This is a genomic window from Burkholderia humptydooensis (assembly GCF_001513745.1).
Classification (GTDB): domain Bacteria; phylum Pseudomonadota; class Gammaproteobacteria; order Burkholderiales; family Burkholderiaceae; genus Burkholderia; species Burkholderia humptydooensis.
Genome location: NZ_CP013380.1, coordinates 2,269,425 through 2,284,178 on the forward strand (window position 1 = coordinate 2,269,425; position 14,754 = coordinate 2,284,178).

Consider the following 14,754-nt stretch of genomic DNA (forward strand, 5'->3'; position numbering starts at 1 on the left):
CATCCGTCACGCCGCCGGCCGCGCGCCGCCGGCCGGCGGCGTCGCCGCTCCCGGCAACGGCGGCAGCGTCGGAATCGGCGGCACGCCGCCCGGCAGCGGCGCGCCGGCGCCCGCGCCCACCGCGTCGTCCTGCTTCGAGCCGTGATAGACGATCACGCGCCGCTCGGCCCCCGCACGCGCGGCGCCTCCGCGGCGCGGCGGCGCGGCCGGCGCCTCCGCGCGCAGCGCGCGCGACACGTCGCCCGCCCATACCGGCGGCGCGGGCGGCTCCGCAAACGCCACGCCGCCCGCGCCGCGATCGCTCGTCGCGAAGCTGCGCAGCGCGAGCGACAGCGCGCCCAGATGCGCGCCGACCGTGATCACCTGCGCATCGTGCGAGCTCACCTCGAACGTCACCGTGCGCGCGCGCGTGTTCGGCTGCGCGGCGTCCTCCTTCGGCCGCTGGAACGCGGAGCCGACCGCGAGCACGCGCACGCGCGCGGCGATCGTCTCCGATTCGACCGCGCGCTCCGGGTCGGCCGGCGCGCCGCCCGGCGCGGCGAGCTGCTGCGTGAGCAGCACGTCAACGTAGTCGCCCGGCTCAATGAGGCCGGCATTGCCGGATACGTCGTCGATCGCGACCGAGATCGCACGCATGCCGGGCTTGAGCGCGGCCGCGAGAAAGCCGGGCGCGCTCGGCAGGATCACGTCGGCCGGGCCGAGCGGTGCGCCCGCGCGCACCGGATGGCGCAGCAGGTCGCCCTTCAGATCGCCGGCTGCGGCAACGCTCGCGTCGATGGCCACGTTCGCGGTCTTGGCGTCGCTGCGCACATCGCCTTCGATCAACGCGCCGGCGGGCGCGTCGCCGCGCGCCATCGTCTTCCAGCCGAGATCGGCGTCGCGCAGCAGCAGGCCCGCCGGCAGATCGGCGGCCGCGACGCGCACGCGCACCTGTTGCGGCGGCGCGGCCGGGCGCGGCTGCGACGCCGCCACATATAGCGCGCGAAACAGGAACGCGCCGACCACCGCGACGAGCATCAGGCCGGCGAGCTTGAGAAAATGGGACATGTCGGCCGCCTGTCATCCAAGACATGCGGGCAGCCGGCAAGCGGCCGGCGCCCACACGGCGAAAAGGCCGCCCGCCGCGAGCGCGACCCCGTACGGGACGCCGCGCGCCGGCGCGAACCACGCGAGCGCGCGCGGCGCGCGCGCGGCCGCGATGCAGACGGCGCCGACGGCGAGACCGCCGACGCCGATCGCGAACGCGACCGGCCCCGCATGCGCGGGACCTGCCCACAGAAACACCACGGCCGCGAGCTTGACGTCGCCGCCAGCGATCCAGCCGATGCGGAACATCGCCGCACCGAGCGCGAACGCGGCCACACCGAGCGCCGCATGCGCGGCGAAGCCGCCGTCGCCCGGCGCGCCCGCGAGCGCCAGCGCGCCATACAGCGCGCCGACGATCGCGACCGCGAACGTCGCGAGCCGCCGCGCGCGCAGATCGGCGAGCGCGAGCGACGCGAGCGTCCAACTGGCGACGAGCTTGAGCGAGAGAATCATGGGCGTTCGTGAAATCGGGGAACGCGGCCGGCGCGCCACAGCGAGCGGCGCCGGCCGGTTCGTCGTCAATGGCCGTTGGTTTGTACGCTCGTCACCTTGGTGATCATGTTCTGGAACAGGTTCGGCAAGCCGGAATTGCCGCCGAAGATGGCACCTGCCGCAGCGACTGCCACCACCACGATGCCGGCCAGCACTGAATATTCGAGTGCGCTGACCCCGCGCTCGTCGCGCAAAAGCGATTGAATGAAACGCAGCATGAGAGTCTCCTGAAAGAACGGCTGCATGATCGAAGCGCCGTGGGCACGACGCTGGAAAGCTTGACTTTCCGTACCGCTTAACGGGCGCGACGCAAACGTTCCACAGTGGGGCTAACCCTCGTTCCCTCAATTTGCTTTGGGATCCGATGAAAGCCTCGAAGGCAAGGCGAAATGCACCCGTCAGGTTTCATCGTTGCCCGCTCAATCGAATGAAGAAACGCGCGGGCGAACGGCGGGTGATCCGCGGTTGATCGTTCGGTATCCGGAATGAATGGCGGGATTCGGCCGATCGCTCTACTGCGCGTGCACGCCCCAGCGCCTGACGGTCGCGCGTTCAAGCGCGTCGAACACGCCGTGCTCGACGACGAGCCCGATCACGATCACCGCGGCCAGGCCGGCGAACACGCGGTCCGTGTAGAGCTCGTTGCGGTTCTGGAAGATGTACCAGCCGAGCCCGCCGCCGCCCGCGCTCGCGCCGAACGCGAGCTCACAGCAACGCGAGCGGCAGTAGCAGATCGTTGTCGATCGCGCGCGCGGCGATTTCCCATGCGGCGATCAGCGCGAGCGCGACCGATGTCTTGCGCAGCCACTGCGCGTCGCGCAGGCGGTGCATACCGCGAAGGCGCGCGAGCACCGCCGCTCGCTGGTAGCGGCCCAGCCAGTCAAGCTTCTCCTGCCTCGGCCTGCCGCAGCGTTTGCACCAGACCCGGCGACGGGGGACATGCAGTACCACCCGATACTCGAACAGCGGCAGATCGCGCACCCGCCGCACCGTCGTTTCATGAATCTGCTGGCAACGCGCTGCGCATTGCTCGCAGTACATCACCTTGCTGACCGGCCTCAAGTACAGCGACAGCGTGCGGCTATCGCCCTGCGGCCACTCCACCCGCTCCAGCCGATAGCCTGTCCAGCAACCCAGTGCCTGAAGTGCCTTGCGATCGAGCAATTCTTCCTCCTGACCTCCATAAAGTCACGCGTCAGGTTACGCAATCGCCCTACAAGGCTCCACGGTTTTCTGCGATGAAATCGAGTAGGGTGAGGGGTTACCCCCTCAGCCCTCTCACACCACCGTACGTGCGGTTCCGCATACGGCGGTTCAGTTAATGCTCTGGAGGCGATCCACCGTCCGACGGATCGAGACCAGTCCCCGTGCATCGAAGTAGGCATTGGGTAACGCCTGCTTCAAATGGTGAGAACCGGCGTTCCACCAAGGTCCTCGCCCGTTCACGCTCGATTTCCATGCCCGCTCCGGGCGTAGGCCCAGTGCGATCATGTTGCGCTCTCGGGTTCGGGGGCGCTTCCACTGCCGCCAGATCAGGCAGCGCAAACGCCTTCGCAACCATCCGTCCAGCCCCTCCAGCCGCTTGTGCTGCTGGCTGAGCCGGAAGTAATTTGCCCACCCCCGTAGGACCGGGTTGAGCTTCCGGATCGTCTGCTCAAGGGACCCGCTTCTTCCCTTCAACGTCAGATCCCGCACCCGCGTCATCAATCGCTTGATGCTTTCCGGTGCAATCCGGATCTGTGCTTGACCCAACCTCACCGCCACCCGGTATCCCAGGAACTTCCGCGTGCTCGGCCGCGCCACCGCACTCTTGGCCTCGTTCACGCGCAGCTTCAAGACCTTCTCGAGATAGGCCCTGATTCTCGCCATGACGCGCTGTCCTGCTTGTTGGCTGCCAACGTAAATGTTGCAGTCGTCAGCGTACCGGCAGAACGCCAGCCCTCGGCTCTCCAGCCTCCGATCCAGATCACTCAGCAATATATTCGACAGTAGCGGGGACAGCGGGCCGCCTTGCGGCGTGCCCTCCGTCCTCGCACGCGTCACGCCGTGCGCCATCATCCCCGCTTCGAGGAAGCGGCGAATCAGCTTCAGCGTCACTTTGTCTTTTACATGCCTCGCAACCCGGCCCATCAGCACATCATGGTTGACTCGATCGAAGAACTTCTCCAAATCGATATCGACCACCCAATGCCGACCACCCTGAACATAGGCTTGCGCCTGACGCACCGCGTCCAACGCACTCTTGCCCGGTCGGAATCCGTAACTACTCGCCGAGAACGTCGGCTCCAAGATCGGTTGCAATACTTGGTGCAGCGCTTGCTGGATCAGTCGGTCCACCACGCTTGGCACGCCCAGCGTCCTCACCCCGCCTTGCGGCTTCGGTATGTCCGCCCGGCGTACCGCCTGCGGTACGTACCGCCCTTCCAGCAGCGCCTGCTTCACACTCGGCCAGTGCATCTTGAGCCAGTCACCAAGGCCTTCCACGCTCAGCCCATCTACCCCGGCTGAACCCTGGTTCCTCAGCACCCGGCGGTATGCTCGCCTCATGTTGCCGCGTTCCACGACGCGCTCCATCAGCGCGTCGCCCTCCGATTTCGTTTGCCCAGATGTCGCCGTGCCCGTCTCCGCACCCCGCACGCAGCCCGGTGGCTTCCGGCCACCCCTCGCGTGCTCGGCCACTGTCTCCAGCGCTTCTGCATCCATAACAGGCTTCGAGATCATCCGTCCTACTCTCGGCATTCACTGTTCCGGCCTTCGGTCCCGGTCCTCTTCGGCTCTCCGCCTTCGCCTTGACCTACTATGCCTTCTGCTGACTTCTGCTTCCGCGTCCCGCCGCCTCTCGACCTCGGTAGCTGGCCTTACCGCGCCAGCACAGAAACAGATCTCCCCGGGTATTGCGCACTCACCTTCACGCTTATGCCTGTCGGATCTACGTAACAACGTCGGTGCAAGTTTCGGGCTTCGGTGAATTGGGACACCTTACCCAGTCGCTACGCCTCATATCCGCTTCCTGTTCGTCAGGCCAGCGCTTTGCCTCCCAGCTTCCTTCAGACTCCCAGTCACCCGGGAAACCCTTGCCTTCGGCTAACTCTTCCCCTTGCCGGGCGAGTAGAGGACTTTCACCTCCCAGTGAGTGCGCCCTGCCGGGCGCACCCAAAAAAAAGCCCGCTGCGAGAGCGGGCGAGAATCCCAGTCAAGGAGGTGTCACACGAACTACGGATTCAGATTAAGACTCGCCGCCGCTGTGCACAACGAAGCATTTTCGATATCGATATCGTGCGCGCCGCATTGACGGCACGTCGATGCCGCGTCGATGTCGGGGCGACTCCCGTGCCGAACGCAGCCCGCCTCGCGAAACGGGACGGCGCGCGCATCAACTGCCCTGCGCAGTCGCGGGGTCGTCGAAGAAATAATCGCGCCAGGTCTTCGGCTCGTGGCGGATCGCGCCGACGCGATGCATGAACGTCGCGAGCGCAAACGTGTTCTGCGGCGCGATCCTGAACTGCACCTGCGGATTCTTGACGATCTTCAGCAGCAGCGCGCGATCGGCCTTCGAGCGGTTCACGCGCAGATACGTGTCGACCGCGCCTTCCGGGTTCGCCTGCACATAGCGCGCCGCCTGCCTCAGCGCGGCGACGAACGATGCGGCGGAGAGCGCGGCTGCCAGCGCGGCCGCGAGCGAGCGTCGCCCGAAAGACGATGCGCGTGTCATGACGACTCCATGAATTGCGTCGAGACAGCGAATCTAGGGGTGCGCGCGCGCAGGTCAACGAAGCAATTCCGCTACGCTTGTCGGCCGCGGCGATAACGGCGCGCGCCATGAAAAAACGGCGCTTCGCGGATCACGCGAAACGCCGTTCTGCATCATGCGGCGCGGGCGCCCCGCCGCGCCCGACCGGCATCGCGCGGCGCGCGCCGAACCGGACGCCGCCCGCCGCGCGGCCAGGCCGCGCTCAGGGCTCGTTGCGCAGGTAGCCGTCCTTGCTCGGATCGCGCATCCGCCACGACACGACGAGCGAGATCGCGCACAGCGCGGTCACGTACCAGTAGAAGCTCGATTCGCTGCCGACCGACTTGAACCACAGCGCGACATATTCGGCCGAGCCGCCGAAGATCGCGTTCGCGACCGCATACGACAGGCCGACGCCCATCGCGCGCACCTCGGGCGGAAACATCTCGGCCTTGATGAGGCCGCTGATCGACGTGTAGAAGCTCACGATCGCGAGCGCGACGACGATGAGGCCGAACGCCGCGAACGGGCTCGTCGCGCCGCCGAGCGCATGCATCAGCGGCACCGTGCCGATCACGGCGCCCGTGCCGAACAGGATCATCGACATCCGTCGGCCGATCTTGTCCGACAGCGCGCCGAACACCGGCTGCATCAGCATGTAGACGAAGAGCGCGGCCGTCATCACGTTGCTCGCCGTCTTCGCGTGCATGCCGGCCGTGTTGACGAGGTACTTCTGCATGTACGTCGTGAACGTGTAGAAGATCAGCGAGCCGCCGGCCGTGAAGCCGACGACTGTCAGGAACGCGCCCTTGTGCTGCCACACGCCGCGTATCGTGCCGGCGTCCTTCGCCTTGCGCGATTCGCTTGTCGACGTCTCGTCGAGCGACTTGCGCAGATACAGCGAGACCAGCGCGGCCGCCGCGCCGACGACGAACGGAATCCGCCAGCCCCATGCCTTCAGCTCCGCGCTCGAGAGCGTCTGCTGCAGGATCACGAGCACGAGGAGCGCGCAGAGCTGGCCGCCGATCAACGTCACGTACTGGAACGACGCGAAGAAGCCGCGACGGCCCTCCAGCGCGACCTCGCTCATGTACGTCGCGCTCGTGCCATACTCGCCGCCCACCGACAGGCCCTGGAACAGCCGCGCGACGAGCAGCAGCAACGGCGCGAGCGCGCCGATCTGCGCGTACGTCGGCAGCACCGCGATCACGAGCGAGCCGCCGCACATCATCAGCACCGAGATCATCATCGCGGTGCGGCGGCCGTGCTTGTCGGCGATGCGGCCGAACAGCCAGCCGCCGATCGGCCGCATCAGGAAGCCGGCGGCGAACACGCCCGCCGTGTTGAGCAATTGCGTCGTCGTGTTGCCGCTCGGGAAGAATGCCGGCGCGAAGTACAGCGCGCAGAACGAGTAGATGTAGAAGTCGAACCACTCGACGAGGTTGCCCGACGATGCGCCGACGATCGCAAGCACGCGGCGCCGTACGTCTTGCCGCGCGACGGCGGCGAAGGCGGTCTGGTCATTCATGGATGGTCTGTTCCTTGAAGTTCTCTGGATGGCTGGCGGTGACAGTTGCCGCCTTCTTGTTCAACACGCGCGGTGATACCGGTTCCACCTTGGCGTGGCGGCGATTTTAGCGAAATGTAATGTCTCTGGATGCCCGGGAACGCCCCGATGTCGAAAAATAATTTCCGCTCGACCGGTCATCCAATGAAAACGCGAGCCCGAGGGCTCGCGTTTCGTGCAAGGCGGCGCGCCGCGCAAGCGGCGGCGGACCACGGACGACGCTCGCGACGCCGAGCGCATCGGCATGGGCGCCGTCGACTTCGGCACCAGGGCGACTGCCGCGATCGCTGCGACTCGCCCCGCCGCCGTCAGAGCCGTATTTCGGGCGCCGAGTAGCGGCACTCGTAGCGCTTGCGGACCGTCCCCGTCTCGTCGACGCTCTCGAGGAACACGTCGAACTGCCAGAGCCGCGCCATGTGCTTGAGCACCTCGTCGCTGTCGTTCGACAGATGGCGGTTGTCGGTCATGAAGTGACGCAGCGTGAGGCTGCGGTCGCCGCGCGTATTGACCGACCACACCTGGATGTTCGGCTCGCGGTGATGGATGTCGTACTGCCGCGACAGCGCCTGCCGCACGTACTGGTAGCCGGATTCGTCGTGGATCGCCGACACTTCGAGCGCGTCGCGCATGTCGTCGTCGAGCACCGAGAACAGACGCATCTCGCGGATCAGATGCGGCGACAGATACTGCGCGATGAAGCTCTCGTCCTTGAAGTTGCGCATCGCATAGTGGAGCGCGGGCAGCCACGGGCTGCCCGCGAGCTCGGGGAACCACGCGTAGTCCTCGTCGGTCGGCGCCTCGCAGATCCGGCGAATGTCGCTCATCATCGAAAAGCCGAGCGCGTACGGATTGATTCCGCTGTAGTACGGCTTCGTCACGGGCGGCTGGTAGATCACGTTGCTGTGCGAATGGAGGAACTCCATCATGAAGCCGTCCGCGAGCTTGCCCTGGTTGTACATCGTGTTGAGCAGCGTGTAATGCCAGAACGTCGCCCAGCCTTCGTTCATCACCTGCGTCTGCCGCTGCGGATAGAAGTACTGGCCGATCTTGCGCACGATCCGGATCACCTCGCGCTCCCACGGCTCGAGGAACGGCGCGTTCTTCTCCGCGAAGTACAGCAGGTTTTCCTGCGGCTCGGACGGAAAGCGGCCTTCCTGCTCCTCGTCGGCGAACTCGGGCTTCTTCGCGGGCAGCGTGCGCCACAGCTCGTTGACCTGCGACTGCAGATACGCCTCGCGCTCGCGCCTGAGCTCGGATTCCTTCGCAAGCGACGGCTTCTGCGGCCGCTTGTAGCGGTCCACGCCGTAATTCATCAGCGCGTGGCACGAGTCGAGCAGTTCCTCGACGCGGTCGAGCCCGTAGCGCTCCTCGCATTCGGCGACGTAGTTCTTCGCGTAGACGAGATAATCGATGATCGCGTGCGCGTCGGTCCACAGGCGGAACAGGTAGTTGCCCTTGAAGAACGAGTTGTGCCCGTATGCCGCGTGCGCGATGACGAGCGCCTGCATCGTCATCGTGTTCTCTTCCATCAGATACGCGATGCACGGGTTCGAATTGATGACGATCTCGTACGCGAGCCCCATCTGCCCGCGGCGGTAGCTCTTCTCGGTCGAGAGGAAGTGCTTGCCGAACGACCAGTGACGGTAGTTGACGGGCATCCCGACCGACGCATACGCGTCCATCATCTGCTCGGCGCTGATCAGCTCGAGCTGGATCGGGTAGATGTCGAGCTCGTACTGCTCCGCGACCTGCGAGATGTGGGTGTCGTACTCCTCGATCAGCTCGAAGGTCCAGTCGGACGGGCACGGCAACGGTTTGCGGTCGGCAACGTTCATACGCGCTTCCTTGAGCCCGCTCGCGGGCGCCTCTGCCTCTGGGTGCTGCGCCGCCGCTTCGGGCGATGCGCCGCGCTCGCGCGCGGCGCGTCCCGACGCTTCGTCGCTCTTGCGCCGCGGCTCGTAGCCGCGCGCTTCGTTGTGCAAGTGGCGTGTCGTCATCAGGTTTCCACGTGCTTTTCAAAGAGCTCCCGGAACACGGGATAAATGTCGGCCGCCGATTCCACTTTCTTCATCGCGAGATGCGGCTGTGACAACGCCAGTTGCGCGTATTCGAGCCACAGGTTCTGCTCCTCGGGCGTCACCTGGATGTACGCGAAGTAGCGCACCTTCGTCAGGATGTCCTCGTCGAGGATCTTGCGGCACTTCGGCGAATCGTCGGTCCAGTTGTCGCCGTCCGACGCCTGCGCGCCGTAGATGTTCCATTCGGTCGGCGAATAGCGCTCCTCCATCACCTTGCGCATCAGCTCGAGCGCGCTCGATACGACCGTGCCGCCGCTTTCGGTCGAATGGAAGAACGTGTCCTCGTCGACTTCCTCCGCGCGCGTGTGATGACGGATGAACACGACTTCGATCCGCTCGTAGTTGCGCTTCAGGAACAGGTACAGCAGGATGAAGAAGCGCTTCGCGAGATCCTTGCGCTGCTCGTCCATCGAGCCCGACACGTCCATCAGGCAGAACATCACCGCCTGGCTCGACGGCTGCGGCATCTTCACGCGATTCACGTAGCGCAGGTCGAACGGATCGATGAACGGGATGCGCCAGATGCGGCCCTTCAGATGATGGATCGCATCCTCGAGCTGCGCGATCTCGACACGGTGATCGCCCGGCTCTTCCTTCAGCGCGGCGAGTTTCTCCTCGAGCTCGTGCAGCTCGTTGACGAGCGGCGAGCCGAGCGCGATGCGGCGGCCGAGCGCGCTTCTCAGCGAGCGCACGACGTCGATGTTGTTCGGCGTGCCCTCCGCCGCCCAGCCCGCGCGAACGCTCTTCCAGCTCGGCACGGTCAGCAGGTGGGTCTTGACGAGGCGCGGCAGTTCGAGATCGTCGAAGAAGTACTGCATGAATTCCTCGCGGGACAACTCGAACACGAAGTCGTCCTGACCTTCGCCTTCGTTGCTCGCCTGGCTGCCGCCGCCTCCGGCGCCGCCGGGCGGACGCGGGATCTTGTCGCCGCGCACGTAATCGGCGTTGCCCGGATGCACGAGCTCGCGCTTGCCGCCCGGCCCGTGCCGGAACGTCGGCTCCGCGATGTCCTTGCGGGGAATCGTGATGCTCTGCGTGCCCTGGATGTCCTTGATGCTGCGATCGCGCACCGCGTCGGACACTGCACGACGAATGTAGTTCTTGACGCGGCGCAGGAAGCGCTCGCGGTTTGCAATGCTCTTGTTCTTGCCGGCCAGTCTGCGGTCGATGATTTGATGAAGCACGCCCGGTCTCCCGCTCGAATGTCGATACGCCGGGACGCACGCCGCGCACGCGGGGCTGCCGCAATGCGGGCGGCGTCTCTCAAGGTGCCCGCGCGCGGCCGCGCGGGCGTCGCGTTGCGCGCGTCATGACGACTTGCGCACGCGCAGATACCAGTCGCACAGGAGCCGCACCTGCTTGGGCGTATAGCCCTTCGCGACCATCCGGTTCACAAAGTCTTCGTGCTTGCGCTGTTCCTCCGCCGAGCCCTTCGCGTTGAACGAAATGACCGGCAACAATTCCTCCGTGTTCGAGAACATCTTCTTTTCGATCACGACGCGCAGCTTCTCGTAGCTGACCCACGCCGGGTTCTTGCCGCCGTTCGCCGCCCGCGCGCGCAGCACGAAATTCACGATCTCGTTGCGGAAATCCTTCGGATTGCTGATGCCCGCCGGCTTCTCGATCTTCTCGAGCTCCGCGTTGAGCGCCGCGCGGTCGAAGCTCTCGCCCGTGTCGTGATCGCGGAATTCCTGATCCTGGATCCAGAAGTCCGCGTACGTAACATAGCGGTCGAAGATGTTCTGGCCGTATTCCGAATACGATTCGAGGTACGCCGTCTGGATCTCCTTGCCGATGAACTCCGCGTAGCGCGACGCGAGCAGGTCCTTCACGAACGACAGATATTTCTGCTCGGTTTCCGGCGGGAACTGCTCGCGCTCGATCTGCTGCTCGAGCACGTACATCAGGTGCACCGGGTTCGCCGCGACTTCCGTCGAATCGAAGTTGAACACGCGCGACAGGATCTTGAACGCGAAGCGCGTGGACACGCCCGTCATCCCTTCGTCGACGCCCGCGTAATCGCGATACTCCTGGTACGACTTCGCCTTCGGATCGGTGTCCTTCAGATTCTCGCCGTCATACACCTGCATCTTCGAAAAGAGGCTCGAGTTCTCCGGCTCGTGCAGGCGCGTGAGCACCGAGAGCTGCGCCATCATCTTCAGCGTGCCGGGCGCGCACACGGCCTCGGCGAGCGACGAGTTGCGGATCAGCTTCTCGTAGATCTTGATCTCCTCCGACACGCGCAGGCAGTATGGCACCTTGACCACGAAGATCCGGTCGAGCAGCGCCTCGTTGTTGCGGTTGTTGCGGAACGCCTTCCATTCGGACTCGTTCGAGTGCGCGAGGATGATGCCGTCGAACGGGATCGCGCCGAAGCCTTCCGTGCCCTTGAAGTTGCCTTCCTGAGTCGCGGTGAGGAGCGGGTGCAGCACCTTGATCGGCGCCTTGAACATTTCGACGAACTCGAGCAGGCCCTGGTTCGCGAGGCACAAGCCGCCCGAGTAGCTGTATGCGTCGGCGTCGTCCTGCGCGTATTGCTCGAGCTTGCGGATGTCGACCTTGCCGACGAGCGACGAGATGTCCTGATTGTTCTCGTCGCCGGGCTCGGTCTTCGCGATGCCGACCTGCCGCAGGATGGACGGATAGCGACGCACGACGCGAAAGCGCCGGATGTCGCCGTTGTATTCGTGCAGGCGCTTGACCGCCCACGGACTCAGGATGCTCTTCAGGTAGCGGCGCGGAATGCCGTATTGCTCTTCGAGGATCGGGCCGTCTTCGTCGTAGTCGAACAGGCCGAGCGGCGATTCGTTGACGGGCGAGCCCTTGAGCGCGTAGAACGGCACGCGCTCCATCAGTTGCTTCAGGCGCTCGGCGATCGACGACTTGCCGCCGCCCACCGGACCGAGCAGGTAGAGAATCTGCTTCTTCTCCTCGAGCCCCTGCGCCGCGTGGCGGAAATAGGCGACCACCTGCTCGATCACCTCTTCCATGCCATAGAATTCGCGGAACGCAGGGTACACCTTGATGACCTTGTTCGCGAAAATCCGCGACAAGCGCGGATCGTTGCGCGTGTCGATCTGTTCCGGCTCCCCGATGGCCGCCAGCATGCGTTCGCCGGCAGCGGCGTACGCCGATGGATCGTTCTTGCAGAGCGCGAGATACTCCTCCAGCGAGAACTCTTCCTCTCGCGTTTTTTCGAAGCGGTTCGCGAAGCTGCTATAAATATCCATGCTACCTCCTCGCCTGAGTCTGAAGACGATCTTGCCTTCGTATAGATCGTGTCGAAGCAGGACCGTTCGATTTCATCCTAAACCCATTTACTTTTTTTTTCACGAACTACTTCAACGGCCTCGCAGCGGTTTTCAACATTGCGGAAAACGCTGCTTGGAAAGCACTTTCCGCTGCCCTAGAATGGTTCTCCCGCTTCGCACCAACACTGCATCGGCGCTCTCCATTCAGGCAGCGAATCGTCTCGTCCGTTGACGTTCCGGCGCTCGCCGAACCCCTCCCCGCTTCTTTCCACCGCTTCTTTCCATACACGCACGACACGCCGATTGCGACGACAGCGTGAACGCGCCGTTACAAATTTTTTTGCGGTGCGCGCAACAGCGTGATGCCCGTGACGTCGATGCGGACGATTGCGCGCGGTGGACGCGCGTAGGCGACGTGCGCGTAGGCGACGTGCGCGTAGGCGACATCGCGAATCGGCGGACATCGCGACGCTTCTCGGCGCCGAATATCGAGATAACGATGCCGACCTCCTCGCGCATCGCGCAACGCCTGCTGCGTTTCGCGCGACGAATCCGCGAGCGGCCGGTCGCGATGCGAAAACGCCCGCTGGTGGCGGGCGTCGTCGTTCAATCAAATTGGGGATAGATCGGTGTCCGATACGTTTTCCCGTTCATGTCAGAAGGTCTCCCAATCGCCGTCGCTCACGGCGGACGCCGCGGCAACCGGCGCGGCGCGCGGCGCAGGCGCGGGTTTCGGCTTGGCCGCCGCCGCGGCCGTGGGCTCGGGCGCAGCCTTCGCGGCCGAAGCGGACGGTGCGGACGGCGCGGGCTTGAGCGCCGCGTGCGCCGCCGCCACGGCCGGCGCGCCGGAAGACGCGGCGGCACGCGCCGGCGCAGCCGCGCTCACCGCCGCCCTGTGCGCGACGTGCGCGACGCCGGCCGCTGCCCGCGCCGGCGCATGCGGCGCATCATCGCGCGCATCGCCGTCATCGACGCGGAACACCGAGACGGTCGCGCGCAGCCGCGCGGCCTGCTCGTCGAGCGATTGCGCGGCCGCCGCGGCCTCCTCGACGAGCGCCGCGTTCTGCTGCGTGACTTCGTCCATCTGCGACACGGCGCGCGACACCTGGTCGATGCCGGTGCTCTGCTCGTCCGACGCCGCCGCGATCTCGCCCATGATGTCGGTCACGCGTTGCACCGCGCCGATCACCTCGCTCATCGTGCGGCCTGCGTCGTCGACGAGCGTCGAGCCCGCGCGCACGCGCTCGACCGACGTATCGATCAGCTCCTTGATCTCCTTGGCGGCCGTCGACGAGCGCTGCGCGAGGCTGCGCACCTCGCCCGCGACGACCGCGAAGCCGCGCCCCTCCTCGCCCGCGCGCGCCGCCTCGACGGCTGCGTTCAGCGCGAGAATGTTGGTCTGGAACGCGATCCCCTCGATGATCGTGATGATGTCGGCGATCTTCGCGGAGCTCTGGTTGATGTCGCCCATCGTGCCGACGACCTGGCCGACGACCGCATTGCCCTTGTTCGCGATCTCCGACGCGCTCGCGGCAAGCGCGCTCGCCTGCCGCGCGTTGTCCGCGTTGCGCCGCACCGTGCCCGTCAGCTCCTCCATGCTCGACGCCGTCTCTTCGAGCGCCGCCGCCTGCTGCTCGGTGCGCGAGGACAGATCGACGTTGCCCGCCGCGATCTGCCTCGCCGCCGTCGCGATCGACTCGCTGCCGACGCGCACCGAGCGCACGGTGTTGGCGAGGCTCGCCTGCATCTTCGCGAGCCCTTCGAGCAGCAGCCCCATCTCGTCGCGCCGCGCGACGACGATCGGGCGGCGCAGTTCGCCCGCGGCGATCGCGTCGAAGTGGCCGAGCGCGTCGGCGAGCGGCCGTGCGATCGCCGCGCGCAGGCTCAGGAAGCAATAGAGCGAGATCGCGAGGCCGAGCACGAGCGCGACGATGCTGGCGATCCGGCTCGCCGCATATACGCTCTGCGCAGCGCTGAAATTGAGGCCCGCCTGCTTGAGCTGAAACGTGCGCAGCGCCTCGCTCGCGAGCGAGAAATCGTTGAACACGCTCTGCATCCGCTTCGCGGACACGATGATCCTGTCGTGATCGTTCGCGTTGATGAGCTCGACGAACCCGTCGAGCTCGCGCTGCAGGATCTGCCGTTTCGACGCGACGTCCTGCGCGAAGCGGTCCTCCTCCCCGTTGCGCGGCAAGTCGAGGTACTTTTTCCACCATGAATCGGAGACGCCGCGCATGTTGCGCGCGCGCTCGATCGTCGGCGCGGCGTCCGGCGTGCCCGCGAGGAGCGCCGCGCGGTCGAGCACGAGGCGCTCGCGCGCGGCGAACAGCTCGGCGCTCGCGACGTCGATCGCGCTCGGCAACTGGTTCGACGAGGTTTGCTCGTTCGCGTCGTTGGCCTGGCTCATGCCGATGAGGCCCAGTGCGCCGACGACGCACAGCAGGACGGAAAGGAGCGCCATCGTGACGGCGAGACGCGTCCTGATCGAGATGTTCTTCAGCAGCATGGTTCTTCCTGTGATGCGTCGCAAAGACGAAGGCGGCGGCCCGC

At 65.8% G+C, this 14,754-nt stretch carries 10 protein-coding genes and 3 pseudogenes; 1 reads left to right on the forward strand and 12 read right to left on the reverse strand.

Annotated elements, in window-relative coordinates:
• Positions 1 to 6: 6 nt before the first annotated feature.
• The 11 genes and pseudogenes from cpaB to AQ610_RS10250 all read right to left on the reverse strand — a co-directional run bounded on the left by cpaB (position 7) and on the right by AQ610_RS10250 (position 12,183).
• Positions 7 to 1,047, reverse strand: coding sequence for a Flp pilus assembly protein CpaB (gene cpaB, locus AQ610_RS10205; RefSeq protein WP_006026643.1), 1,041 nt, complete (start codon positions 1,045 to 1,047; stop codon positions 7 to 9).
• A 12-nt stretch (positions 1,048 to 1,059) separates the two neighbouring features.
• Positions 1,060 to 1,539 (reverse strand): A24 family peptidase, encoded by a 480-nt coding sequence (locus AQ610_RS10210; RefSeq protein WP_006026642.1) that lies wholly within the window; start codon positions 1,537 to 1,539, stop codon positions 1,060 to 1,062.
• Positions 1,540 to 1,604: 65 nt separating this feature from the next.
• Complete coding sequence (locus AQ610_RS10215) at positions 1,605 to 1,796, reverse strand: Flp family type IVb pilin (protein WP_015601974.1); 192 nt, start codon at positions 1,794 to 1,796, stop codon at positions 1,605 to 1,607.
• Between the two features lie 294 nt (positions 1,797 to 2,090).
• Positions 2,091 to 2,285: pseudogene (locus AQ610_RS38095) on the reverse strand (ABC transporter permease); the annotation flags it as partial.
• Positions 2,286 to 2,436: 151 nt separating this feature from the next.
• Positions 2,437 to 2,742 (reverse strand): annotated as a pseudogene (locus AQ610_RS35945) (transposase family protein); the annotation flags it as partial.
• A 150-nt stretch (positions 2,743 to 2,892) separates the two neighbouring features.
• Positions 2,893 to 4,299 carry a group II intron reverse transcriptase/maturase gene (gene ltrA, locus AQ610_RS10225; protein WP_082262312.1) on the reverse strand — a complete coding sequence of 469 codons (1,407 nt, stop codon included), beginning with the start codon at positions 4,297 to 4,299 and terminating at the stop codon, positions 2,893 to 2,895.
• A 652-nt stretch (positions 4,300 to 4,951) separates the two neighbouring features.
• Positions 4,952 to 5,221, reverse strand: a pseudogene (locus AQ610_RS10230) (ABC transporter substrate-binding protein); the annotation flags it as partial.
• 310 nt (positions 5,222 to 5,531) lie between these two features.
• Positions 5,532 to 6,836, reverse strand: a complete 1,305-nt coding sequence (locus tag AQ610_RS10235) for an MFS family transporter (protein ID WP_006026638.1) — start codon at positions 6,834 to 6,836, stop codon at positions 5,532 to 5,534.
• Positions 6,837 to 7,183: 347 nt separating this feature from the next.
• On the reverse strand, positions 7,184 to 8,872 hold the full coding sequence (locus AQ610_RS10240) for a SpoVR family protein (RefSeq protein ID WP_009912496.1): 1,689 nt from the start codon (positions 8,870 to 8,872) through the stop codon (positions 7,184 to 7,186).
• On the reverse strand, positions 8,872 to 10,137 hold the full coding sequence (locus AQ610_RS10245; RefSeq protein ID WP_006026635.1) for a YeaH/YhbH family protein: 1,266 nt from the start codon (positions 10,135 to 10,137) through the stop codon (positions 8,872 to 8,874). Before AQ610_RS10245 ends, AQ610_RS10240 begins: the two co-directional genes overlap by 1 nt.
• Before the next feature lie 123 nt (positions 10,138 to 10,260).
• A complete protein-coding gene (locus AQ610_RS10250; RefSeq protein WP_006026634.1) occupies positions 10,261 to 12,183 on the reverse strand; it encodes a PrkA family serine protein kinase in 1,923 nt (640 codons plus the stop codon).
• Positions 12,184 to 12,520: 337 nt separating this feature from the next.
• Here AQ610_RS10250 and AQ610_RS35950 point away from each other — a divergent pair, with 337 nt between their 5' ends.
• Positions 12,521 to 12,829 carry a hypothetical protein gene (locus tag AQ610_RS35950; protein WP_156436721.1) on the forward strand — a complete coding sequence of 103 codons (309 nt, stop codon included), beginning with the start codon at positions 12,521 to 12,523 and terminating at the stop codon, positions 12,827 to 12,829.
• Positions 12,830 to 12,859: 30 nt separating this feature from the next.
• Here AQ610_RS35950 and AQ610_RS10260 read toward each other — a convergent pair whose 3' ends face one another.
• Positions 12,860 to 14,710 (reverse strand): methyl-accepting chemotaxis protein, encoded by a 1,851-nt coding sequence (locus tag AQ610_RS10260; RefSeq protein ID WP_006026632.1) that lies wholly within the window; start codon positions 14,708 to 14,710, stop codon positions 12,860 to 12,862.
• Between the last annotated feature and the right edge of the window lie 44 nt (positions 14,711 to 14,754).

Bases quoted from the DNA above. Each gene is read 5' to 3' on its own strand.
- cpaB (WP_006026643.1), bottom strand. From the start codon at position 1,047: ATGTCCCATTTTCTCAAGCTCGCCGGCCTGATGCTCGTCGCGGTGGTC.
- AQ610_RS10210 (WP_006026642.1), bottom strand. From the start codon at position 1,539: ATGATTCTCTCGCTCAAGCTCGTCGCCAGTTGGACGCTCGCGTCGCTC.
- AQ610_RS10215 (WP_015601974.1), bottom strand. From the start codon at position 1,796: ATGCTGCGTTTCATTCAATCGCTTTTGCGCGACGAGCGCGGGGTCAGC.
- ltrA (WP_082262312.1), bottom strand. From the start codon at position 4,299: ATGATCTCGAAGCCTGTTATGGATGCAGAAGCGCTGGAGACAGTGGCC.
- AQ610_RS10235 (WP_006026638.1), bottom strand. From the start codon at position 6,836: ATGAATGACCAGACCGCCTTCGCCGCCGTCGCGCGGCAAGACGTACGG.
- AQ610_RS10240 (WP_009912496.1), bottom strand. From the start codon at position 8,872: ATGACGACACGCCACTTGCACAACGAAGCGCGCGGCTACGAGCCGCGG.
- AQ610_RS10250 (WP_006026634.1), bottom strand. From the start codon at position 12,183: ATGGATATTTATAGCAGCTTCGCGAACCGCTTCGAAAAAACGCGAGAG.
- AQ610_RS10260 (WP_006026632.1), bottom strand. From the start codon at position 14,710: ATGCTGCTGAAGAACATCTCGATCAGGACGCGTCTCGCCGTCACGATG.